23 protein-coding genes and 1 pseudogene are annotated in these 21,409 nt (G+C 66.7%); 15 read left to right on the top strand and 9 right to left on the bottom strand.

All coding sequences use genetic code 11. From position 1 onward, the window contains the following. Window positions 1–16: 16 nt before the first annotated feature. The 3 genes and pseudogenes from ACYVN4_RS25850 to ACYVN4_RS25840 all read right to left on the bottom strand — a co-directional run bounded on the left by ACYVN4_RS25850 (window position 17) and on the right by ACYVN4_RS25840 (window position 2,589). Entirely contained in the window at window positions 17–1,033 is a 1,017-nt protein-coding gene (locus tag ACYVN4_RS25850) for a zinc-dependent alcohol dehydrogenase family protein (RefSeq protein WP_460724575.1), read from the bottom strand. Window positions 1,034–1,110: 77 nt separating this feature from the next. Continuing rightward, window positions 1,111–1,656, bottom strand: a pseudogene (locus ACYVN4_RS25845) (peroxiredoxin); the annotation flags it as partial. A 57-nt stretch (window positions 1,657–1,713) separates the two neighbouring features. After that, entirely contained in the window at window positions 1,714–2,589 is an 876-nt protein-coding gene (locus tag ACYVN4_RS25840; protein ID WP_460724574.1) for a LysR family transcriptional regulator, read from the bottom strand. A 123-nt stretch (window positions 2,590–2,712) separates the two neighbouring features. On the opposite strand from ACYVN4_RS25840, the gene ACYVN4_RS25835 reads away from it, so the two are divergent. Genes ACYVN4_RS25835 through ACYVN4_RS25815 form a run of 5 tightly spaced genes read left to right on the top strand, consistent with a single transcriptional unit; the run spans window position 2,713 to window position 7,697 of the window. After that, window positions 2,713–4,161 carry a form I ribulose bisphosphate carboxylase large subunit gene (locus tag ACYVN4_RS25835; RefSeq protein ID WP_460724573.1) on the top strand — a complete coding sequence of 483 codons (1,449 nt, stop codon included), beginning with the start codon at window positions 2,713–2,715 and terminating at the stop codon, window positions 4,159–4,161. A gap of 16 nt (window positions 4,162–4,177) precedes the next feature. After that, the gene (locus ACYVN4_RS25830) at window positions 4,178–4,600 is read left to right on the top strand and encodes a ribulose bisphosphate carboxylase small subunit (RefSeq protein WP_379352053.1); all 423 of its coding nucleotides are present in this window, start codon (window positions 4,178–4,180) and stop codon (window positions 4,598–4,600) included. A 25-nt stretch (window positions 4,601–4,625) separates the two neighbouring features. After that, the gene (locus ACYVN4_RS25825; RefSeq protein ID WP_460724572.1) at window positions 4,626–5,696 is read left to right on the top strand and encodes an AAA family ATPase; all 1,071 of its coding nucleotides are present in this window, start codon (window positions 4,626–4,628) and stop codon (window positions 5,694–5,696) included. Between the two features lie 16 nt (window positions 5,697–5,712). After that, window positions 5,713–6,789: a class 1 fructose-bisphosphatase gene (locus ACYVN4_RS25820; RefSeq protein WP_460724571.1), complete on the top strand. Its 1,077-nt coding sequence runs from the start codon at window positions 5,713–5,715 to the stop codon at window positions 6,787–6,789. 29 nt (window positions 6,790–6,818) lie between these two features. Then, window positions 6,819–7,697, top strand: coding sequence for a phosphoribulokinase (locus ACYVN4_RS25815; protein WP_460724570.1), 879 nt, complete (start codon window positions 6,819–6,821; stop codon window positions 7,695–7,697). A 68-nt stretch (window positions 7,698–7,765) separates the two neighbouring features. Here ACYVN4_RS25815 and ACYVN4_RS25810 read toward each other — a convergent pair whose 3' ends face one another. Further along, window positions 7,766–8,347, bottom strand: a complete 582-nt coding sequence (locus ACYVN4_RS25810; RefSeq protein WP_379352057.1) for an HdeD family acid-resistance protein — start codon at window positions 8,345–8,347, stop codon at window positions 7,766–7,768. A 71-nt stretch (window positions 8,348–8,418) separates the two neighbouring features. Continuing rightward, window positions 8,419–9,111: a YoaK family protein gene (locus ACYVN4_RS25805; protein WP_460724685.1), complete on the bottom strand. Its 693-nt coding sequence runs from the start codon at window positions 9,109–9,111 to the stop codon at window positions 8,419–8,421. 186 nt (window positions 9,112–9,297) lie between these two features. Here ACYVN4_RS25805 and ACYVN4_RS25800 point away from each other — a divergent pair, with 186 nt between their 5' ends. The 3 genes from ACYVN4_RS25800 to ACYVN4_RS25790 all read left to right on the top strand — a co-directional run bounded on the left by ACYVN4_RS25800 (window position 9,298) and on the right by ACYVN4_RS25790 (window position 12,454). Further along, the gene (locus ACYVN4_RS25800) at window positions 9,298–10,464 is read left to right on the top strand and encodes a thiolase family protein (RefSeq protein ID WP_460724569.1); all 1,167 of its coding nucleotides are present in this window, start codon (window positions 9,298–9,300) and stop codon (window positions 10,462–10,464) included. 93 nt (window positions 10,465–10,557) lie between these two features. Further along, window positions 10,558–11,667 carry a winged helix DNA-binding domain-containing protein gene (locus tag ACYVN4_RS25795; protein WP_460724568.1) on the top strand — a complete coding sequence of 370 codons (1,110 nt, stop codon included), beginning with the start codon at window positions 10,558–10,560 and terminating at the stop codon, window positions 11,665–11,667. A gap of 49 nt (window positions 11,668–11,716) precedes the next feature. After that, window positions 11,717–12,454, top strand: a complete 738-nt coding sequence (locus tag ACYVN4_RS25790) for a pentapeptide repeat-containing protein (RefSeq protein ID WP_460724567.1) — start codon at window positions 11,717–11,719, stop codon at window positions 12,452–12,454. On the opposite strand, the gene ACYVN4_RS25785 is transcribed toward ACYVN4_RS25790, so the two are convergent. Further along, window positions 12,451–12,927: a winged helix-turn-helix transcriptional regulator gene (locus tag ACYVN4_RS25785; protein ID WP_460724566.1), complete on the bottom strand. Its 477-nt coding sequence runs from the start codon at window positions 12,925–12,927 to the stop codon at window positions 12,451–12,453. The two genes, ACYVN4_RS25790 and ACYVN4_RS25785, sit on opposite strands and share 4 nt — an antisense overlap. Before the next feature lie 100 nt (window positions 12,928–13,027). On the opposite strand from ACYVN4_RS25785, the gene ACYVN4_RS25780 reads away from it, so the two are divergent. Further along, window positions 13,028–14,443, top strand: a complete 1,416-nt coding sequence (locus ACYVN4_RS25780) for an MFS transporter (RefSeq protein ID WP_460724565.1) — start codon at window positions 13,028–13,030, stop codon at window positions 14,441–14,443. Here ACYVN4_RS25780 and ACYVN4_RS25775 read toward each other — a convergent pair. Beyond that, window positions 14,394–14,783: a hypothetical protein gene (locus tag ACYVN4_RS25775; protein ID WP_460724564.1), complete on the bottom strand. Its 390-nt coding sequence runs from the start codon at window positions 14,781–14,783 to the stop codon at window positions 14,394–14,396. The genes ACYVN4_RS25780 and ACYVN4_RS25775 overlap by 50 nt on opposite strands. Continuing rightward, window positions 14,780–14,992, bottom strand: coding sequence for a hypothetical protein (locus tag ACYVN4_RS25770; protein WP_460724563.1), 213 nt, complete (start codon window positions 14,990–14,992; stop codon window positions 14,780–14,782). Before ACYVN4_RS25770 ends, ACYVN4_RS25775 begins: the two co-directional genes overlap by 4 nt. A 137-nt stretch (window positions 14,993–15,129) precedes the next feature. On the opposite strand from ACYVN4_RS25770, the gene ACYVN4_RS25765 reads away from it, so the two are divergent. Both ACYVN4_RS25765 and ACYVN4_RS25760 read left to right on the top strand, forming a co-directional pair. Then, entirely contained in the window at window positions 15,130–16,269 is a 1,140-nt protein-coding gene (locus ACYVN4_RS25765; RefSeq protein WP_460724562.1) for a serine hydrolase domain-containing protein, read from the top strand. Window positions 16,270–16,452: 183 nt separating this feature from the next. Beyond that, the gene (locus ACYVN4_RS25760) at window positions 16,453–17,328 is read left to right on the top strand and encodes an endonuclease domain-containing protein (protein WP_460724561.1); all 876 of its coding nucleotides are present in this window, start codon (window positions 16,453–16,455) and stop codon (window positions 17,326–17,328) included. Between the two features lie 37 nt (window positions 17,329–17,365). Here the strand turns inward: ACYVN4_RS25760 and ACYVN4_RS25755 are convergent, their stop codons facing one another. Next, window positions 17,366–18,577, bottom strand: a complete 1,212-nt coding sequence (locus ACYVN4_RS25755) for an MFS transporter (RefSeq protein WP_460724560.1) — start codon at window positions 18,575–18,577, stop codon at window positions 17,366–17,368. A gap of 135 nt (window positions 18,578–18,712) precedes the next feature. On the opposite strand from ACYVN4_RS25755, the gene ACYVN4_RS25750 reads away from it, so the two are divergent. From ACYVN4_RS25750 to ACYVN4_RS25735, 4 genes are all read left to right on the top strand, one after another. Next, entirely contained in the window at window positions 18,713–19,090 is a 378-nt protein-coding gene (locus ACYVN4_RS25750) for an ArsR/SmtB family transcription factor (RefSeq protein ID WP_460724559.1), read from the top strand. Between the two features lie 19 nt (window positions 19,091–19,109). Next, window positions 19,110–19,517, top strand: a complete 408-nt coding sequence (locus ACYVN4_RS25745) for an NUDIX hydrolase (protein ID WP_460724558.1) — start codon at window positions 19,110–19,112, stop codon at window positions 19,515–19,517. Between the two features lie 138 nt (window positions 19,518–19,655). Beyond that, complete coding sequence (locus ACYVN4_RS25740; protein WP_460724557.1) at window positions 19,656–20,777, top strand: NAD(P)H-dependent flavin oxidoreductase; 1,122 nt, start codon at window positions 19,656–19,658, stop codon at window positions 20,775–20,777. A 119-nt stretch (window positions 20,778–20,896) separates the two neighbouring features. Next, a complete protein-coding gene (locus ACYVN4_RS25735) occupies window positions 20,897–21,394 on the top strand; it encodes a hypothetical protein (protein WP_460724556.1) in 498 nt (165 codons plus the stop codon). The last annotated feature ends 15 nt before the right edge of the window (window positions 21,395–21,409 follow it).

Raw genomic sequence — 21,409 nt, 5'->3', positions numbered from 1 at the left:
GCGGTGCGGGTTTCGATCAAGGCAACAGTAGTGCCTTGATCGCGCGGCGTTCGTCCATGGCGGCGTAGCCTGCGGCGACCTGGGCGAGGGGGAGGGTGAGGTCGAAGACCTTGCCGGGGTTGATGTGGCCGTCGAGGACGCGGCCGATGAGGTCGGGGAGGAAGCGCCGGACGGGGGCGGGGCCGCCGCGGAGGCCGACGTGGGTACGGAAGAGTTCGCCGCCGGAGATCTCTACGCCGTGTGGGACGCCGACGAAGCCGACCGTGCCGCCGACCCGGGTGGAGTGGCGGGCCTGGATCATCGACTCGTTGGTGCCGACGCATTCCAGGACCGAGTCCGCGCCGATGCCGTCGGTGAGGTCCTTGATGCGGGCGACGCCGTCATCGCCGCGTTCGGTGACGATGTCGGTGGCTCCGAAGTCCAGCGCGAGCTTCTGCCGGGCCTCATGCCGACTCATGGCGATAATCCGCTCCGCCCCAAGCTCTTTGGCGGCGAGCACGCCACACAGCCCGACCGCACCGTCGCCGACCACGGCTACCGTCGAGCCCGCCCGCACCTCGGCGGCCACGGCCGCGTACCACCCGGTGCCCATGACGTCGGAGAGCGTCAGCAGGCTGGGCACCAGCTCGGCGTCCGGCTGCTCGGGCAGTGCGACCAGCGTGCCGTCGGCCTGGGGGATACGGATCAACTCGGCCTGGCAGGCCCCCATGAACCCGCCGTGCAGGCACGCGGACTGAATGCCGTAGCGGCAGTTCGGGCAGGTGTTGTCGGAGTAGGCGAAGCCGCCGATGACGAACTGACCGGGCCGCACCGAGGCGACCGCCGGGCCGACCTCCTCGACGATCCCGACATACTCGTGCCCGATCGGCCGCGCCTCGGTGACCGGGTTGACGCCGCGATAGTTCCAGAGGTCGGAGCCGCAAACACAGGTCGCGGCGGTCCGCAGAATCACATCCGTCGGCTCCTCGATCCGAGGATCGGGCAACTCTTCGAACCGAATATCGAACGGGGCGTGTAAGACGGTGCCGCGCATGAGATCTCCTGTTCTCCGTAATGCGGACGGCGGAAGACACGCCCCCACCATCGTAGCTATTGATTAGCTACCTGCGGTTACGGGTTGGCATCCAACCACCGCAGCACTTCACTCGCGTGCCGGTCGGGCGGGAACACCGGATAGAAGACATGCTCGATGACGCCATCCCGAACGATCAGGGTCAGCCGCTTGTAGAGGGTCAGACCTGCGGCTTCGAAGGTCGGGAGCGACAGCTCGGCGGCCAGTCGCAGCTCCGGATCGGACAGCATGGCGAAGGGCAGGTGAAGACGGTCGACTACTTCGCGTTGATAGTCCGAGTCCTGACTGGAAAGCCCGAAGACCGCGGCGGCTCCGGCGGCGAGCAGTTCGGCGTGATGGTCGCGGAACGCACACGCCTCGGGAGTGCAGCCCCGGGCGCCCGGGATCTCATTCCAACCGGACGGAACGTCGGCATCGGGTCGACCGGTCAGCGGATAGGCGTAGAGAACGGTCCGGCCCGCCGGAAGCGCCGAGAGGTCGACGCCGTCTCCGCTGGTGGATTCGAGAGTCAGCGCCGGTAGCCGCAGGCCCGGAAGATGCTGGGCCGCACCGTCATCGGCAGGTTCCGGCAGGTCCGAGGGCAGGGTCACCAGGTTCACGCTCCGACCGTAACCGGTCCCCCCGGGTCAAGGTCAACCCGTTCACACACCGCGGAAGGCTTTGTCGCCGACCCTTTCCGGGTCGGTGATGTGGGAGAGGAAGAGGCGGGCGGTGGGGGTCGGGGTGCGGGTGGTCACTACGTGCCAGGGGCGGGTGAGGGGGGTTCCGTCCACTTCGAGGATTTCGAGGTGGCCCGCGGCCAGGTCGGTGGCGACGGCGTCGGAGTGGATGAGGGTGATGCCCAGGCCCTCGCGGGCGGCGGCCAGGGCGGCGCCGTGGGTGCCGAGAGTCAGGGTGGGTGGGCGGATTTGGAGGCGGTCGAAGAGGGCGAGGGTGGTGTCTCGCGTGCCGGAGCCCTTGCCGCGCAATAGCCAGGTGGCCTCGCAGGGGTCGGGCCAGGTTTTGGGGGAGCCGACGACGACCAGTTGGCAGGGGCGGCGGGCTCGGGTGATCAGGCCCGCGTCGCGGGGTGGACGGCCTGCCACCACGAGATCTGTTTCGTGGTGGGTCAATTCGAGGAACAGCACATCGCGGGGCTGGATCGAGAGGCCGAGTTCGATGGCGGGGAAGCGGTTGTGGAAGGAGGCGAGCAGGCGCAGCAGCACGTATTCGCCCGCGGTGGCCACGACTCCGATGCGCAAACGGCCGGTCTCGGCCTCGCGGACGGCCGCGTGCGCCTCCTTCATCAAGCCGAGGATGCTGCGGCAGTAGTCGGCGTACACGCGTCCGGCCTCGGTGAGCGCGATGCCGCGCCCCGATTTGGCCACGAGTTTGGCCCCGAGTTGTTTCTCGATGTGTGCTACGGCCGCCGAGGCCGCCGCTTCGGTGATGTGCAGCTGTGCGGCGGCGCGGCGAATGCTGGAGTGTTTGGCAACGGCGAGAAAGGTTTCCATGCGCACCGCGCTCACCGTACCCATACTTCACGGTAGCAAACTCGACGAAAAGGTTGAGCGAGACGAGGAACAATCGAATTGTTTGTCGTTAACGACCCCGTCATCCTGGGAATCGCAAGTAGCCCAACCCGGTTCGCAGGAGGAAGAATGGCCGGATCTGTCGATGATCAGCGCAGCCGGTGGGATCCGGGTGTGCAGTCGTACGCGTCGATGGGATACTACGCGCCCGACTATCAACCCAAGGACACCGATGTGCTGGCGGTTTTCCGGGTGACACCTCAGCAGGGTGTGGACCCGGTGGAAGCCTCGGCGGCGGTGGCCGGCGAATCCTCCACCGCGACATGGACGGTCGTCTGGACCGACCGGCTCACCGCACACAACCGCTACCAGGGCAAGTGCTACCGGGTAGAGGAGGTGCCGAACCGGCCGGGCGAGTACTTCGCCTATGTCGCCTACGATCTCGACCTGTTCGAGGAGGGCTCGATCACCAATCTCACCTCCTCGGTCATCGGCAATGTCTTCGGCTTCAAGCCATTACAGGCTTTGCGCCTCGAGGACATGCGTATTCCGGTCGCTTATGTCAAGACCTTTCAGGGGCCTGCGCACGGAATCGTTATGGAGCGCGAATATCTCAACAAATACGGCCGCCCGTTGCTCGGCGCCACGGTAAAACCGAAATTGGGGCTTTCCGCGCGCAACTACGGCCGGGTGGTGTACGAGGCCTGCAAGGGCGGTCTCGATTTCACCAAGGACGACGAGAACATCAACTCGCAGCCGTTCATGCGCTGGCGTGATCGATTCCTGTTCGCCATGGAGGGCGTCAACCGCGCGACCGCCGAAACCGGTGAATTGAAGGGGCATTACCTCAATGTCACCGCTGCGGACATGGAGGACATGTACGAGCGCGCGGAGTTCGCCAAGCAGCTCGGCAGCGTGATCATCATGATGGACCTGACGGTCGGCTACACGGCCATGCAGTCCATGGCCAAATGGGCACGCCGCAACGGCATGCTGCTGCACCTGCACCGGGCGGGGCATTCCACCTACACCCGGCAGAAGACGCACGGCGTGAGCTTCCGGGTACTGGCCAAGTGGTGCCGCTTGATCGGCGTGGATCACGTGCACGCGGGCACCGTCGTCGGCAAGCTGGAAGGCGACCCGCACACGGTGCGCGGCTTCTATGACACGTTGCGCGACGGCTACATTCCGATGAATCCGGCCAACGGCATCTTCTTCGATCAGGACTGGGCCAGCCTGCCGGGCGTCATGCCGGTGGCTTCCGGCGGCATTCACGCCGGGCAGATGCATCAACTGCTGGACCTGTTCGGCGACGACGTGATCCTGCAGTTCGGTGGCGGCACCATCGGCCACCCGATGGGCATCGCCGCCGGCGCCGAGGCAAACCGGGTCGCGCTCGAAGCAGTCGTCAAGGCGCGCAACGAAGGTCGCGATCTGCTCAAGGAGGGCCCGGACGTGCTGCGTCGTGCCGCCGAGATCTGCCGCCCGCTCGATGTCGCGCTCGCCACCTGGGGTGATGTCACCTTCGACTACACCTCCACCGACGCCCCCGACGCCGTTCCCACGGCTACTCGCTGAAAGTCGAGGAACTACCGTGCATTTGCGCCAAGGCACCTTCTCGCACCTGCCGGATCTCGACGACGCCGAGATCTCCGCCCAGGTCCGCTACGCGCTGCTGAACAACTGGCCGGTGTCGATCGAGTACACCGACGACCCGCATCCGCGCAACAATTACTGGGAGATGTGGGGCCTGCCGCTGTTCGATCTGGACGAGCCCGACGGGGTGCTCGCCGAGATCAACGCCTGCCGGGCCACCTTCCCGCGCCACTACATTCGGGTCAACGCCTACGACGCCTCCTACGGGCGGCAGACCACGGCGTTGAGCTTCCTGGTGCAGCGCCCGGCCGACGAGCCCGGCTTCCGCCTGGACCGCACCGATTCCGACGATCGCCGTCAGCACTACAGCCTGCACGCCTATGCGCTCGACGACCGTCCGGGCCAAAGGTATGGCGGCTGAACGCCTTTCGGAACGGGAGGATATCGTGAGCGCGGAACACCCCGCGGTACCGGGCGGCCGGCAACCTGCTGCCGACCGCCCGGCGGGCGGGTTCCAGATGCATCGACCCGGGGTCACGAGCCCCGCGTCGATGCGCGGTACGGCCGTCGATGTTCCTCCCCGACCGGAGGATGCGGCGGCCGACCACCTGAACCCGCTGGCCGATGACGCATTGCTGGATCTGTCGACCGATGTCGCGGGCAAGGACGTCGAGGACACCCTGTCGCGGCTCGACGCGGAACTGGTGGGTTTGGCGAATGTGAAGCGCCGCGTGCGGGAGATCGCCGCGCTGCTGCTCATCGATCGCGCCCGTCAGCGCTTCGGGCTCCAGGCTACGCGCCCGACCATGCATATGAGCTTCACCGGCGGGCCCGGCACCGGCAAGACCACCGTCGCGCTGCGCATGGCGGAGATGCTGCACGCGCTGGGCTACATCCGGAAACCCAAGGTGCACACCGTCACCCGTGATGATCTGGTCGGCCAGTTCATCGGGCACACGGCCCCCAAGACGAAGGAGGCCCTCGCCAAGGCCGCCGGGGGAGTGCTGTTCATGGACGAGGCCTACTACCTCTTCCGCCCGGAGAACGAGCGTGATTACGGGCAGGAGGTCATCGAGATCCTGTTGCAGGAGATGGAGAACGAGCGCACCAGCCTGGTGGTCATCTTCGCCGGATATCCCGATCGCATGGAGACGTTCTTCTCCGCCAATCCGGGCCTGTCGTCGCGGGTAGCGCACCACATCGAATTCCCCGATTACACCCACGGCGAGCTGATGGCGATCGCCGAACTCATGGTGTGTCAGGAGAATTTCCGCTTCGATCCCGCTGCCGCCCAGTCGTTTTCGCGCTATCTGGAACTGCGCATGGCGCGCCCCCGCTTCGCCAATGCCCGCAGTGTGCGCAATGCGCTCGACCGCCTCCGGCTGCGTCAGGCCAAGCGCCTGGTGGAGCTGCACCGCCCGGTGGGCCGCATGGATCTGATCACCCTGACGGACAGCGATGTCCTCGGCAGCAGTGTGTTCGCGGACGCCCCCGCTGACGAGGGGGCAACTCCATGACGAAATGAGAGCGATTGTGCCCGAAGGACTGAAGACCCTCACCCGCTACACCATCGAGTCGGAGCATCGCCAGCCCGGCGCGTCCGGAGAGTTCTCGGCGCTGCTCAACGTGCTCGCCACCGCCACCAAAATCATTGCCAATCAAGTCACCCGGGGTGCGATCGTCGGCTCCCTGGGCGCCTCGGATGCCGAGAATCTGCCGGTCACCGTGCACCGCAAGATGGATGCCATCGCCAACGACATCATGGTGGCCGAGAGTCAGTGGACGGGGCCGCTCTCGGCGCTGGTGTCCGAGCAGATGCGCGGCTGCCATCCGGTGCCGAGCGAGTACCGGCGCGGGAAGTATCTGCTGGCCTTCGATCCGCTGGACGGATCCAGCAATATCGACGTGAATCTGCCCGTCGGAACGATTTTCAGTGTGCTGCGCGCACCCGAGGACGGCCGGGAGGCCACGGGCGACGACTTCCTGCAGCCGGGCGTGCAGCAGGTGTGCGCGGGTTTCACCCTGTACGGGCCCGCCACCATGCTGGTGCTCACCACCGGTAGCGGGGTCGACGGATTCACCCTCGATCGGGAGGTGGGCGCGTTCGTGCTCACCCATCCGCGCATGCGAATCCCCGACGACACCTCCGGTTTCGCCATCAATGCCGCCAACGAGCGGTTCTGGGAGCGCCCCGTGCGCCGCTACGTCCACGAATGTCTGCAGGGCCTCGACGGCCCGCGCGGTCGCGATTTCAATATGCGCTGGGTCGCCTCGCTGGTGGCCGACACCTTCCACATCCTCACCCGCGGCGGGCTCTACATGTACCCGCGCGACACCCGCAATCCCGAACGCCCCGGCCGGGTTTCGCTGCTCTACGGCGCGAATCCCATCGCCTTCATCGTGGAACAGGCCGGGGGCGCGGCCATCACCGGGCACGAACGCGTGCTGGATGTGCGGCCCGAGGAGCTGCATCAGCGGATTCCGTTCATTTTCGGATCCCGCAACGAGGTCGAACGGATCGAGCGGTATCACCGCGAGCCGGACGAGGGGCCGAGCTTCGATGCCTCCCTGTTCGGTTCGCGGTCGCTGTTTCGCGCGGCCCGCCATTGATGAGCTTCCCGATACTGAAGAGAGGTGCCATGTCGGTCAAACATCCCGTGGTCGCGATCACCGGGTCGTCCGGTGCGGGGACGACCAGCGTCACGCGGACCTTCCAGGAGATCTTCCGCCGCGAGGGCATCAATGCGGCCATCGTGGAGGGGGATTCGTTTCATCGCTACGACCGCAACGAGATGAAGCTGGCGATGGCCGAGGCCGAACGGCAGCGCAACGAGACGTTCTCGCATTTCGGTCCGGAGGCGAACCTGCTCAGCGAGCTGGAGTCGCTGTTCCGCGAGTACGGGGAATCCGGGGTCGGCGGGGTGCGCCGCTATCTGCACGATGATGACGAGGCCAAGCCCTTCGGCCAACCCGCGGGCACCTTCACGCCCTGGGACGAACTCGCACCCGGCAGCGATCTGCTGTTCTACGAGGGCCTGCACGGCGCCGCGGTGTGCGAGGACATCGATGTGGGCCGCTACACCGACCTGCTGGTGGGTGTCGTGCCGATCATCAATCTGGAGTGGATTCAGAAGGTGCACCGGGACAAGACCGAACGCGGCTATTCCAGCGAGGCCATCATCGACACCATCCTGCGGCGCATGCCCGACTATGTGAAGCACATCTGCCCGCAGTTCTCGCGCACCTATGTGAATTTCCAGCGGGTCCCGACGGTCGACACTTCGAATCCCTTCACCGCGCGCACGATTCCGACCGCGGACGAGAGTTTCGTGGTGATCCGCTTCGCCGATCCGAAGGTGATCGACTTCCCGTATCTGCTGTCCATGCTGCACGATTCGTTCATGTCGCGGCCCAACAGCATCGTGGTGCCGGGCGGCAAGATGGATCTGGCCATGCAGTTGATCTTCACGCCGCTGATCCTGCGGTTGATGGACAAGCGACCCAAGCGGCTGCGTTGAAAGTCATTCTCCAGCAATAGAAAACGGCGACCGCCCAGAGTGGGCGGCCGCCGTCGGCTATTGCGTTGTCAGACGCCGGTCGGGACGTTCTTGGCGTTGCTCTTGACCTGGAAGGCCGAGATCACCTCGAACACACCGATCGCGATCAGCCAGCAGCCCACCACCACGACCAGCGCGGTGATCGAGCGGAACGGCTCCACGATCAGCAGACCGCCACCGACGATGAGCAGGATGCCGAACAGGATCTGCCAGCCGCGACCCGGGACCGCATCCGACATCGCCGCCACCAGCACCGCGGTGCCACGGAAGATCCAGGTGATGCCGATCCACAGCGCCAGCAGCCCGATGGCCTGGAACTCATTGCGGAAGCAGAAGAATCCCAGGATGAACGACAGGATCGCGGTGATGAAGCTCAGCACCCGCATCCAGGTGCTGACATGTAGCCCGAAGGCCGCGATCAGCTGGAAAACACCCGACACGAGCAGATAGATGCCGAACAGGACACCGGCGACGACCAGGGTGGGTCCGGGCCACACCAGCACCAGGATGCCCAGCACCACCGAGAGAATGCCGGTGACCAGGATCGACTGCCACGCACTGCGGGCCAGCGCATGAACCGGCCCTTCATAACCCTCTTTGGTGGTTGTCATATTCAGCAGAATAGGACCGGTTCGGGGCATTTGCGCTTAATTAGCCGAGTGTTGCGCGGCTGTGACGTGACTCAATCCTCGGCCGCGCCGACCTCGATCTCATTGGCGCTGCGCCGGACATGGCGCCGCACCCAGCGAATATCGGCGCGCCAGGTGTAGCCGGCCACCAGCAGTGAACCCATGAATGCGGCATCGAGCATGTAGGTGCCCGAGACCAGCAGCGACACCACGCCACCGATGACCGCGCCCAATGCGAACGAAAAGTATTGCACCGCATAGCCGAGCCAGTCGCGGGCATTGCCGCCCCCCGCGATGTGCCGCTCCACGCCCTGCGCGAATTTCACCAGCGTGCCGGTGACGTAGGTGACCGGCACGGACACTTCGCCGTTCTTCACGAACGAGGTGTTGATCGCGCCCATGCCGATGGCCACGAACAGGATCGGAATCAGTCCGATGCCACGCTCACCCAGGATGTTGTCCACTGCCGCAGCCACGAACAGGGCTCCGGTGGTGAGCATGGTCGCGCCGTGCGGGTGATTGGTCCACCAGTAGCGCCGGCACAGTGACGCCACGAAAACGCCTGCCAGGAAGCAGCCGATGATCGCGGCCGCACCCAGGGCCAGGGTGTGGTCGCCGACGAAGTGGCCGAGGATGGCGCGCTCGGTATTACCGGTCATGAAGGTCACGAAGTAGCCCTCGGAATGGGCGTACGCGGCCGCGCCGATGAATCCCGCCAGCACGGACAGCACCGCGGACAGCCGCATCTCGAGATGCCAGAACGGTTCGTGGTTCGGAGTGCTGGTCGCGGTCACAGCAACAGGCTAGCAATCTGAATCACGGTGTCTGGGAGGTGAAAAAATGCGCGGCTGACGGGCGCGCCTCGGTGCGGTACAGTGCTTATGTTAACCGCAATTCACCTTTGGTTTGCATCGTGAGAACAAGGAGAAGTCATGACTTCCGCTGTCGTCGTCGACGCCGTGCGCACTCCGTCCGGAAAGGGTAAAAACGGTGGCGGCCTGTCGGAAGTCCATCCCGCAACGCTGCTCTCCGGGGTCCTGGAGAGCCTGGTGTCCCGCACCGGGATCGATCCGGCGCTGATCGATGATGTGATCGGCGGTTGCGTCTCGCAGAGCGGTGAACAGGCATTCAATATCTCGCGGACGGCGGCGCTGGCGGCCGGTTTTCCGGAATCCGTACCCGCCACGACCGTCGATCGGCAGTGTGGATCGTCACAGCAGGCCGCGCACTTCGCCGCCCAGGGCGTGATCTCCGGGGCCTATGACATCGCCATCGCGTGCGGTGTCGAATCCATGTCGCGGGTGCCCATGTTCTCCAGCGCCCAAGGGCAGGATGCCAATCGGGGTCCGCTTGCGCACCGCTATCCGGACGGCCTTATCCAGCAGGGCATTGCGGCCGAGGTGATCGCGGCGCGCTGGAAGTTCGACCGCGCCGCCCTCGACGAATTCGCCGCCCGCTCCCACCGATTGGCCGCGGCCACCGCCGCTTCCGGCGGCTTCGACCACGAAATCGTGCCCGCCGGGACGCTCACCGCGGATGAGACCATTCGTGCGAGCACCACCGTCGAGGGGCTCGCCGGGCTGCGGCCCGCATTCGTGGATGCCGAGTTCAAGGCGCGCTTTCCGGAGATCGAATGGTCGATCACGCCGGGCAATTCGTCGCCGCTCACCGATGGCGCGTCCGCCGCGCTGATCATGAGCGAGGAGAAGGCCACGCAGCTCGGTCTGCGGCCGCGCGCCCGCTTCCACTCCTTCTCGGTCGTCGGTGACGATCCGCTGCTCATGCTCACCGCCGTCATTCCGGCCACCCGCAAGGTGCTCGCGCGGGCGGGCCTGACCATCGACGACATCGATGTCTACGAGGTGAACGAGGCGTTCGCGCCGGTGCCGCTGGTGTGGGCTCACGAAATCGGCGCGGACCCGGCCAAACTCAATCCGCGCGGCGGCGCGATCGCCCTGGGCCACCCGCTCGGCGCATCGGGCACCCGCATCCTCACCACCATGCTCAACCACCTCGAGCAGACCGGCGGCCGCTACGGGCTGATGACGATGTGCGAGGCCGGTGGCCTGGCCAACGCCACCATCATCGAACGGCTTTGAGCGATGGCCTGCGACATCGCGGGTTGTGTCGGACTGCGGCTTTAAGCTGGTCGCGGTCTCGCGGGTGGCGCGGGCCCAGGTGTGGGAGGCGCTGTGCGGGTTTCGTGGGAGCAGGTGTTCGGCTGGCGGGTGCGGCGGCAGTTCGTGGATCCGCGCACCTCGGGGGATACGGTTGCCGTGGTCGAGCGGCTGTGTGGCGTGCAGGCGCAGGTGACCTCGGCCGCGGAAACTGCTGTGGCGCTGCGCCGTTCGGCAGGGCAGCCGGGGGCGGTCGGGGCGGCGCTGGGGGAGGGTGCGCTGATGAAGACCTGGGCCATGCGGGGGACGCTGCATGCGCTCACGCCGGGGTTGGGGGCCGCGGCGCTGTCGCTCATGGGGTCGGCGCGGACGTGGGAGAAACCGGCCTGGACCAAGGCGGCCGGGGCCACCCCGGACGATGTTGCGGCACTGGTCAAGGCGGTCGGCGAGATCCTGGACGGGCGGGTGCTCACCCGGGACGAGTTGGTGCGCGAGCTCATCGCCGAACCTCGATTCCAGCCGTTGGAGGCGCATCTGCGGTCGGGCTGGGGTTCGATGCTCAAGCCGCTGGCCTGGCAGGGAGCCCTCTGCTATGGGGAAAGTCGCGGCACCGCAGTCACATTCACCCATCCGACACACGTGATCCCCGGTTGGTCTGGCATCCCGGACCCGGATGTCGCCGCAGCCACTGTCATCCGCGCGTACCTCGGCGCCTACGGTCCGGCGACCCCGGAGATCTTCAACAACTGGCTGACCCGCAATTTCTTGAGCAAACCCACTGTGCGCCGCTGGTTTTCGGAACTGGGCGACGAGCTCACCACCATCGACGTCGAAGGTCGCACCGGCTACTTCCTCACCGAACACCTCGACGACCTGGCCGCCACCGAGCCCAGCGCCGCGGTCCATCTCCTCGGCCAGTTCGACCAGTACGTGCTGGGTCCCGGGACCGGCGACGCCGCACTGCTGCCCGGCGACCATCGCGCCAAGGTCAGCCGCACCGCGGGCTGGATCTCCCCGCTGGTCCTCATCGGCGGCCGCATCGCCGGAACCTGGGAACTCGACAAGGGCGATCTGGTGGTCGCGATGTTCGACGGCGCGCCCGTGCCCACCGCGGAGATCACCGCCGAACTCGCTCGTATCGCCGACGCCACCGGTCAGGCGGTGAAGGCCGTGCGCCCGGCGTGAGGCCGATAAACCACTCGTCCCACCAACGCTTTTGGTGGATTATCGACGCGTGCAGTCACGCCGGGGGGCGGTCGTCGCGCGACGTCGGCCGAATAGAATAACGTCACTACGCCAACCAGATACGACTCGAACGCGATTTCGCCGGGTCACCCACGCGTGTGTCAGCTGGGGCGGCTGGTCGAGGCTGGCGTCGATCACGACCACGATCGCCGCGGTCACGGCCCTCTGGTTCACCAGCCAGTCCCTGCACGCGACGAATGATCAGTACGGTCTCGCCCGGCAGACAGCCACCACCGAACGGTATGCCAAAGCCGTTGAGGAGCTGGACAATCAGGGCTTGGATATTCGGCTCGGCGGAATCTATCTGCTGGAACGCCTGGCCAGCGATTCGCCACAGGACCGCTCGTCCATCTTCGAGATACTGAGCGCTTTCCTCCGCACGCATTCACCGAATTCCGGCGACTGCGGCCGAGACCACGACCCGGGCCTTTCCGCGGATGTTCAAGCCGCACTGCGCGTCATCGCGCGCCGTTCCGCCAGTGGACCGGAATCCATCGACCTGCGGGGTACGTGCTTGGCCGATGCCGACCTCACCCAGGCCAACCTCCAGGGCGTCAACCTGGAACGCGCCAACCTCATGAACACGAAGCTGGACCGGGCGAATCTGCGCGGCGCGAAGCTCGAATTGGCCAACCTGAACAATGCGTCCCTGCGTGAAACGGATCTGACAGGGGCGGTACTCGCCAAGGCCAGTCTCGTCGGCGCGGACTTGACCAGCGCGCCCTAACGCTTGCCGGGCAGGAGGTTCGGGTCGTGCGCGCCCGGTCCGAGTTGCAGCCGCATGTCGTGATAGCCGAGCTGGTCACCACATTCGTGGCAGACCGGCTGCACGGTCGTGACCTGACCGCAGCCCTTGTGCACGGTCTCCACCGGCGGGCCGTCGGGGGCGGCCCATTGGTCGCCCCATTGCCGCATGGCGGCCAGGATCGTCCAGAGTGAGCGGCCCTTGTCGGTCAGCAGGTAGTCGTAGCGGACCGGGTTGTCCTGGTAGGGCGTCTTTTCCAGGAACCCTTGGGCGACAAGGTGTTCCAGACGCTGGGTAAGGACGTTGCGGGCGATGCCGAGGCGGGAGCGGAAGTCGTCGAAGCGGGTCACGCCGAAGATGGCGTCGCGGACGATGAGCAGGGTCCACCACTCGCCGACCACCTCCAGGCATTGGGCGATGGAGCAGTTCATGTCCTCGTAGCTGGTTCGCCGCATGCACCCAGCATAGTCGGTTGCTTGAAGGGACTCACTACCCTATGGTCCGTCCTATGAAGCAACTCACTTGGCGGGAATGCGGCACTATCGGGGGAGCGCGATGAGTGTCGATGTCGCACAGCAAGAACGGCGGAGCGTCGATTCTCGGGTGGTGCTCGGCATCGTCGCGGTGGCGGTGCTGTTGTCGAGCCTGGATCTGTTCATCGTCAATGTGGCGCTGCCACGGATCGCAGTGGACTTCTCCGGTGCGCGGATATCGGGGCTCTCCTGGGTGCTCAACGCGTACTCGATCGTGTTCGCGGCATTGCTGGTGCCCGCGGGACGGCTCGGGGATCGCAATGGGAACAAGGCCACCTTCCTAGCCGGGCTCGGCATCTTCGTTCTCGGGTCGGCGCTGTGCGCGGTGGCGTGGAATACCGGTGCGCTGGTGACCTTCCGGGTGGCGCAGGCGGCGGGCGCGGCGCTGTTGACGCCATCCTCGCTGGGGCTGCTGCTGGCGGCCACGCCTGCCGAACGACGCGCGACCGCGGTTCGACTCTGGGTCGCCTTCGGTGGTCTCGGCGCGGCGCTGGGACCGGTGATCGGCGGTGTGCTCGTCGAATTCGATTGGCGTTGGGTGTTTCTGGTGAACGTGCCGCTCGGCCTCATCGCGATCGCGGTGGGACTGCGCCTGCTGCCGAAACCGGCAGGCCACGGTGGAGCCCTGCCGGACGGAGTCGGCGCGCTCATGCTCATCGGCGCGGTGGCATCGCTGATCCTGGCGGTGGTCAAGGGCCCGGATTGGGGGTGGGGCTCGGCGGGGGTGATCGGCGCGTTCGCCGCGACGGCGATCTTCGCGATCGCATTCGTGGTCTCGTCACGCAGCCACCACAGCCCGGTAGTCGATCCCGGCCTGCTGCGGGTGCCGAATTTCGCTCTGATGCTCGGTAATTCGCTGCTGTTCAATATCGCCTTCGCGGGCATGCTGCTGTCGGCGGTGCTGTGGATGCAGAACGTGTGGGTGTGGTCGGCGCTGAAGACGGGGCTGGCGATCGCACCCGGTCCACTGCTGGTGCCGATCGTGGCGGTGTCGGCGGGCAAGCTCATTGCCCGGGTCGGTGCCGGGCCGGTACTGGCGCTGGGCGGACTGTCGTTCGCGGGCGGAATCGCCTGGTGGGCACAGGCGGTGACGCTGCATCCGAACTACGCGGGCGGCATGCTGGGCGGGATGCTGCTGACCGGGCTGGGTGTCGGGCTGACCATGCCGACCGGTGTCGCGGCGGGTACCGCGGGGCTGCCGCCGCAACAGTTCGCGACCGGGTCGGCGGTGCTGAGCATGGCGCGGCAGATCGGAATGGCCGTCGGCGTGGCGGTTCTGGTGGCGACCCTCGGGTCACCGACGAGTCCGGGTACGACGCTGGACGCGTTCCATCACGGGTGGTACGTCATCGTGGCGGCCGCGGTGGCGGCGGGCGTGCTGGGCCTGATCACCCGATCGGGCGCACCCACACCCACCAGCCGCTCTCGGCAACCGTGACATCCAGCCGCTGTCCCCGCACCCACACCTGACCGGCACCGGGACGGTCTCCACGACCGTAGGCGTAACGCAGACCGTCCCAGTCCTGACCACAGCCAAGGAAATAGATGGCGTCATGATCCTCGGGCACGATGGAACCGCCTGCGCCGGAGCTCATCCCGGGGACCCACCGGCCGTCCGCTTCGCGGAACAGCTCGTCGATATCGACTTCCACACCGTCACCATTGGTGTCCACGAGCGCGAAGGCCACCGCACCGTTACCCGCGACCGCGAGTACCCGGGCATAGCGGGGACTCCAGCGGCCGACTGCGATCACGGTCTCCGGATCGGGCGACATCACCGTCGTGCACGCTGCCGCAGGGGAGTCCAGCCCATCACCGAGAACACCGCCACCGAGGCCAGCGTGGCCACCGCGAACAACTGACTCCAGTGCTCGATATGGTCGAAGTTGATGATGTAGCTGGTGGCGCTGGCCAGCAGGAGCAGCACCGAAACACCTATGGCGACCAGGGACCGCCAGGTCCAGCCCGATCGGCGTACGTCCGTCACTCGAACCCCCGAAGTCTTTGAACGGGAAACATTTCCGCCCCTCACCGAATCTTACCGATTGTCGGGGTGGATTCTCAGGGATGCTCTCAGGGGTTGTCCGGATGTCCCGGACGGGTGGTCGTCCCTACCGTCGAGGTATGCGAATCGGGCTGATGGCGGCGGTGCTTGCGGTGGCGGGGACGGCGGGATGCGGAACGGTGAGTAGCACGACTCCGCAGCCGGTTTCCACGACGCCGATGGCGGTCTCACCGCAGCGGGTCGAGCAGATCCGCGACGATATCGACGGCCTGGTCCGGGGCGGGACCACCGGGGTGATCGCGACTCTCACCGAGAACGGGCAGACGGTGACCCTGACGGCCGGGGTCGCCGACCGCGCCACGGGCGCACCGATTCCCCTGTCCCCGGCACAGCAGGTGCGCATCGGCAGCATCTCGAAAACCTTTGCCGCGGCGATGATCATGCAGTTGGTGTCGGAGGGCAAGGTGCGGCTCGACGAGCCGATCGACACCTACCTGCCGAGCCTGCTCACCGGCAACGGTGTGGACGGGCGCGCGATCACCGTGCGACAGATCCTGCAGCATCGCAGTGGATTGCCCGAGCTGTCGGAGGATCCCGAACTCGACGAGGTGAAGGCCGCCGCCGACCATCGCACCTTCACTCCCGCCGAGGAGATCGCCATCGCGCTGCGGCATCCGGCGCAGTTCCCACCGGGGCAGCGGTTCCAATACACCAACACCAACTTCATCGTGGCAGGCATGCTGGTCGAAAAGGTGACGGGCAGAGCGTATTCCGAGGAGCTCGCCGCCCGCATCACCACCCCGAACCGTCTCACCGACACCTACCTCCCCGGCCCTGGCGAAGTCGACTTCCGAGGCCCCCACCCCCAGGGTTACACCACAGTCGACGGCCACCCCACCGACGTCACCCGCTCCGAACCCTCGATCCCCTGGAGCGCGGGCGGCCTCATCTCCACCGGCCCCGACCTCAACCGCTTCTACATGGCCCTGCTCTCCGGCAAGATCATCACCGCCGCCACCTCTCACGACATGCTAGCCACCCAACCCGAATCCCCCGCCAACCCCCTCGAATACGGCCTAGGCATCGGCTACACCCAACTCTCCTGCGGCGCAAAATACTTCGGCCACACCGGCGGCATAGCGGGCTACACCACCATCTCCGGAGCCACCCCCGAAGGCCGAGCAATAACCCTCGCCCTAACCGACTCCACCGACATCCCGAACTACCCCACCCTCCTAGCCCACGCCCTCTGCCCCTAACCGCCCCACGAGAATGCACTGACGCAGACAAACGCCGAAAGGCTATCTGCGTCAGCGCATTCTCGCGGCTGGCGGGGGTGCGGAGTTTCCGATCGGGGTGTGCCACGCGGGCGGGATGGGGAAAGTGGCGGCATGGGGATCGAAGAGTTGATCTGCGGGAGCAGGGCGGTGCGGGACGGCAGGGTGAGCAGGCACGAGTTGCGGATGGATTATCGGCGGCTGCACCCGGACGTGTACTTGCGCAAAGGGGCGGTATTCGATGCACAGACTCGTATGCGCGCGGCCGCGTATTGGGGCGGGGATGACGCTGTCCTGGTTGGATTCTCCGCACTCGTGATGCACGGGGCCGAGTGGTTCACCCATGAACCCGCCGAGGTGGCCAGGCGTGGAATCACCCGAGCGCCTGTGGGAATCATTGCGCGCCAGTACGACCTGTGGCCGGAAGAGGTCGACTGGATTGACGGGGTGCAGGTGACCTCGGCAGTGCGGACCGGGTATGACCTGGCGCGTCTACTCGGGGTGGGGCGGGCGGTCGCAGCGGTGGATTCGCTCTGCCGGGTAACCGGGCTGGATACCGCGGCGATCATCGCGCTCGGTGCGGACCATCCGGGGGCCAGGGGAAGTCGCCGACTTCGGGAGGTGCTCGACTTCGTCGATCCTGGAGCCGAGTCACCGCAAGAAACGGCGACGCGCCTGCTCCTGGTGGCCGCCGGATTTCCGCGTCCCGCGACGCAGATCCCGGTCTTGCGCCGCGACGGCAGCTTCGTGGCCCGTCTGGACATGGGTTGGCCGGAATGGAAGGTGGCCGTCGAGTACGACGGCGCTCAGCACTGGACGGATTCCGGCCAGTACGCCCGTGACATTGATCGCCACGCCGAACTGGCCGCGATGGGCTGGGCGGTGATTCGGGCCTCCGCCGCACACCTCCGCTCCCGTCGCCTCACCCTCCTCACCCGCACGGCCGCCGCACTCCGCGCCGCCGGTGCGCCCATCCCGGATGAGAATGCGTTGCGGCAGGCAAACGTCGCGGGGTCACCGAGAATGCACTGGCGCAGGTGAACGCCGAGAAGCGTGCTGCACCAGTGCATTGTGGGGATCAGGCGGGGGTTAGGTGGGTGTGGTTGCGGCGGATGGTGGTGGCGGCTATCAAGGCGAGGGTGAGGAGGGTGGTGGCGAAGGTGGTGGCGGCGGTGGCGAGGGTGGTTAGGTCGCTCAGGTAGCCGGTGGCTACGGGGAGGAGGCCTGCGGGGATGTAGCCGCCGATGTTGAAGGCGGCGTTGGCTTCTGCGAGGCGGGCGGTGGGGACGGTGGCGCTCAGGAGGGAGAGGCCGCCGAGTTGGCCTAGGCCCTGGCCTGCTCCGGCTAGGAGGGCCGAGGTGATCAGGAGGATCGGGGAGTGGGAGTACACGGCGATCACCAGGGTTGTCATGGCGAGGGCGGTCGCCGTCGCGGAGACGGTCATGGTTACGGCTCGGGGGAGGGTGCGGGCGGCGAACTGGACGGCGGTGGCGGTGAGGAACATGGCGAAGGCCATGGCGCCGGCGATGATTCGGCTGGTGGTGCCGAGCAGGGTGGAGAGCAGGGTCGGGCCGAGAGCCAGGACGAAGGAGGTCGCGGTGATGCCGGGGGCGAAGACCGCGATGCCGAGCAGGAGTTGCCGACGGTTCTCGGCGGGGACGCGGGGCACGCGGATCCAGGATCCGGCACCGCGGTCGGCGGGCCGGGTGACGGGCATGCGCAGGACCGTGATGAAAGCGGTTGCGATCAGGGCAATCTCGACAACGAAGACGGTCACCGTCGGAGCCGGGGCGGTCTCGGAGAGAACACCCGACAGCAGCGGACCGACACCCGCGCCCAAGACCATGGCGGTCGAGGCGAACAGTGCGCCGAGATGCTTGCGTTCGGCCCCGGCGACGTCTGTCACGGCCGCCATGCCCGCCGATACCGCCGCGCCGACCGCGATGCCGGTCAGCAGTCGGGCGATCATCAACGCGATCACGTTCGGCGCGGTCGCGAAGATCAGGCACGCGGTCACCGCCAGCGCGAGCGCGGGCTGCAGGATCGCCTTACGGCCCAATCGGTCCGACGCGATGCCGGAGACCAGCAGGGAACCGAGCAGCCCGACGATATAGAACGCGAAGACGACCGTCATGGTGCCCTTCGAGAATCCGAAGTCCCGCTGCCACAGCCCGTACAGCGGTGTCGCCGCGTTCGAGAGCACGAAGATCGCCGTCACCGGCCATGCCGCCAGCAGAATCCACCACTTCGGAGCCACCCGTGACGGGCTCGCGAGGTCGGCCGTGTCCACCGGACGGGATTGTGTCGCAACCACTTCCACTACCTCCACTCATAGTTCGAACTAACTCGAACTAGTACGAATGAAGTCGAACATAGCATGCTGTACGATCAAAGTCGTACAAGTGCTGACAGTGAGGAGTCCGACATGTCGACCAAGGTGCACCCCGCGCCGAAGTTCACGCTCCTGCCGGAACCCGACGCCGTCCCGGAACCGCTGCCCGAACCCGACATCGACGACCTGCGCCTGGAAGCCGTCATGGGCGCACTGAGCGACCCGCTGCGCCTGTTCATCGTGCAGAAGTTGCTGCTCGACTCCGAGGCCTACGACCACCCCTGCGGCTGGTTCGGCATCGACCGCCCGAAATCCTCACTGACACACCACTTCAAGGCCCTGCGCGAGGCGGGCGTCACCCGCCAGCGCCAGTACGGCCTCGAACGTCGCAGCCAGGTCCGCATCGAGGATCTACAGGCACGCTTCCCCGGCCTGCTCGACCTCGTCGCGGCGTGGCGGCCCGCCGACTGAGGCCCGCTAGGCTGCGCGAATGCGGACGGAGCGCGAGCAGCGACTGATCGACACGGTGGCGTGGGTGCGGATCGAGGACGGCAAGATCCTGTGCGCGCGACCGCGCGGCAAGGACGTCTTCTATATCCCGGGCGGCAAACGCGAAGGCGCGGAGACGGATCTACAGACCCTCGTCCGCGAGATCCGCGAGGAACTGACGGTCGAGATCGCACCGGAATCGGTCGCGCACGTGGGCACCTACGAGGCCCTGATCCCCGACGCGGTCGTGCGCATGGCCTGCTACACCGCCGAATACTCCGGCACGATCGCGGTGAGCAGCGAGATCGAAGAGATCGCCTGGTTCACCTACGCCGATCGCCCGCACGTGCCCCCGGTGGATCAGCTGCTGTTCGACGATCTGGTGGCCGACGGCCTGCTCGCAGACTGACACGCTGCGGAAACTGAAACATGTACGCAAACCGTACTCGCCGGTAATCATACACACCCTGGTCAATTTGTAGAACGTGTTCTAGTGTGGTGAGCACAACGTTTCCAGTGCCGGAAAGTTCAGAGGAGCCCACCACACATGCGTACCGAGATCTGTGATCGCCTCGGCATCGACGTGCCCATCTTCGCCTTCACCCACTGCCGCGATGTGGCCGCCGCGGTCAGCAATGCGGGCGGTCTGGGTGTGCTCGGCGCGGTCGGTTTCACCGCGGAGCAGCTCGAGGTGGAGTTGCAGTGGCTCGACGACCACGTGCAGGGCGTCTACGGCGTGGACCTGGTCATTCCCTCCAAGTACGAGGGCAAGGGCGTCGAGGGCCTGAGCCCCGAGGAGCTGGAAGCCCAACTGGCCAAGCTGGTTCCGCAGCAGCACCGCGACTTCGCGGAGAAGATCCTCAACGACCACGGCGTGCCGCACCTGCCGCCGGAGGAGAAGCACAACCAGCTGCTGGGCTGGACCGCCACCACGGTCGCCCCGCAGATCCAGGTGATCCTGAAGCACCCCAAGGCCAAGCTGGTCGCCAACGCGCTGGGCACCCCGCCCGATGACGTGATCAAGGAGATCCAGGACTCCGGCCGCCTGATCGGCGCGCTGTGCGGTTCGGTCAAGCACGCGCTCAATCACAAGAACGCCGGGCTGGACTTCGTGGTCATGCAGGGCACCGAGGGCGGCGGCCACTGCGGCGAGATCGCCTCGATGGTGTTGTGGCCGCAGGTCATCGACGCGATCGGCGATATGCCCGCCCTCGCCGCGGGTGGCATCGGCAACGGCCGTCAGGTCGCCGCCGCGCTGGCCATGGGCGCGGCGGGCGCGTGGACCGGTTCGCTGTGGCTGACCGTCGAGGAGGCGAATGTGCCGCCGGCACAGATGCAGACCTACATCGACGCCTCCAGCTCCGACACCGTGCGTTCGCGGTCGTGGACCGGCAAGCCCTGCCGCATGCTCAAGAACGACTGGACCGAGGCGTGGGAAGCGCCGGAGAACCCGAAGCCGCTGGGCATGCCGCTGCAGATGATGGTCGCGCTCGACGGCGTGAAGCGCGGTCACCGCTACCCGGAGCAGGCCAAGGACGTGAACTTCAACCCGGTCGGCCAGGTCGTCGGCATGATGAACAAGATGGAGCGTTCCGCCGACGTGGTGCAGCGGCTCATCGCCGAGTACCTGGAGTCCTGCGAGCGGTTGAACAAGCTCAACAACGGCTGACAGACAGCACAATTCGGCGCGCCGGGCAGGGCTACCCCGGCGCGCCGAGTCGTATCCGGGGTGCGGCACGGGCCCGTCGGCTACCGGGTCGGACGCTCGACCAGGGTTAGTGTGGGGGCATGGGCAAGGTCGAGCGGGTGCTGCGGTCGGCGTACTTCGCGCTGCTCTCGCTGCAGGTTGCCTTCGCGCCCACCGGGGTTCGGGCGCGCGTCATGCGACGGATGTTTCGCGCGCCGTTCGAACTGCGGGAACCGGGACCGGTCCGCTCGGCCGTCCACACGGTGCTGGCGGCCGCGGTCGCCATGGTCGCCTGGTTCGCCGCCTTCCTCATGATCATGGCCGCCGTGCGCGGCATCTTCTACCCGCTGATCGCGGCGCACGACTATCAACACTCCTGGGGCGGGCCGACATTGGCGGGCGCCTGGGCGGTCCATTTCGCCGGGGGCGCGCTGCCGATGCCACTGTGGGTGCTGCTGATCGCCGGACTCGGCCTGCTCGAACAGCGTCTCGCCCAACGGTTGCTGGCCCGCACCGGCCCGTGGTGGCCGGTGCCGGTCGCCGTCGTACTGTGCGCGGGCGGCGTCGCCTTCTTCATAGCCTGGTGGCATCAGATCTGATACGACACCCGCGAC

Source organism: Nocardia heshunensis (assembly GCF_054782115.1).
Note: the sequence above shows the minus strand (reverse complement) of the source record. Positions and strands in the feature narration are given on the sequence as shown.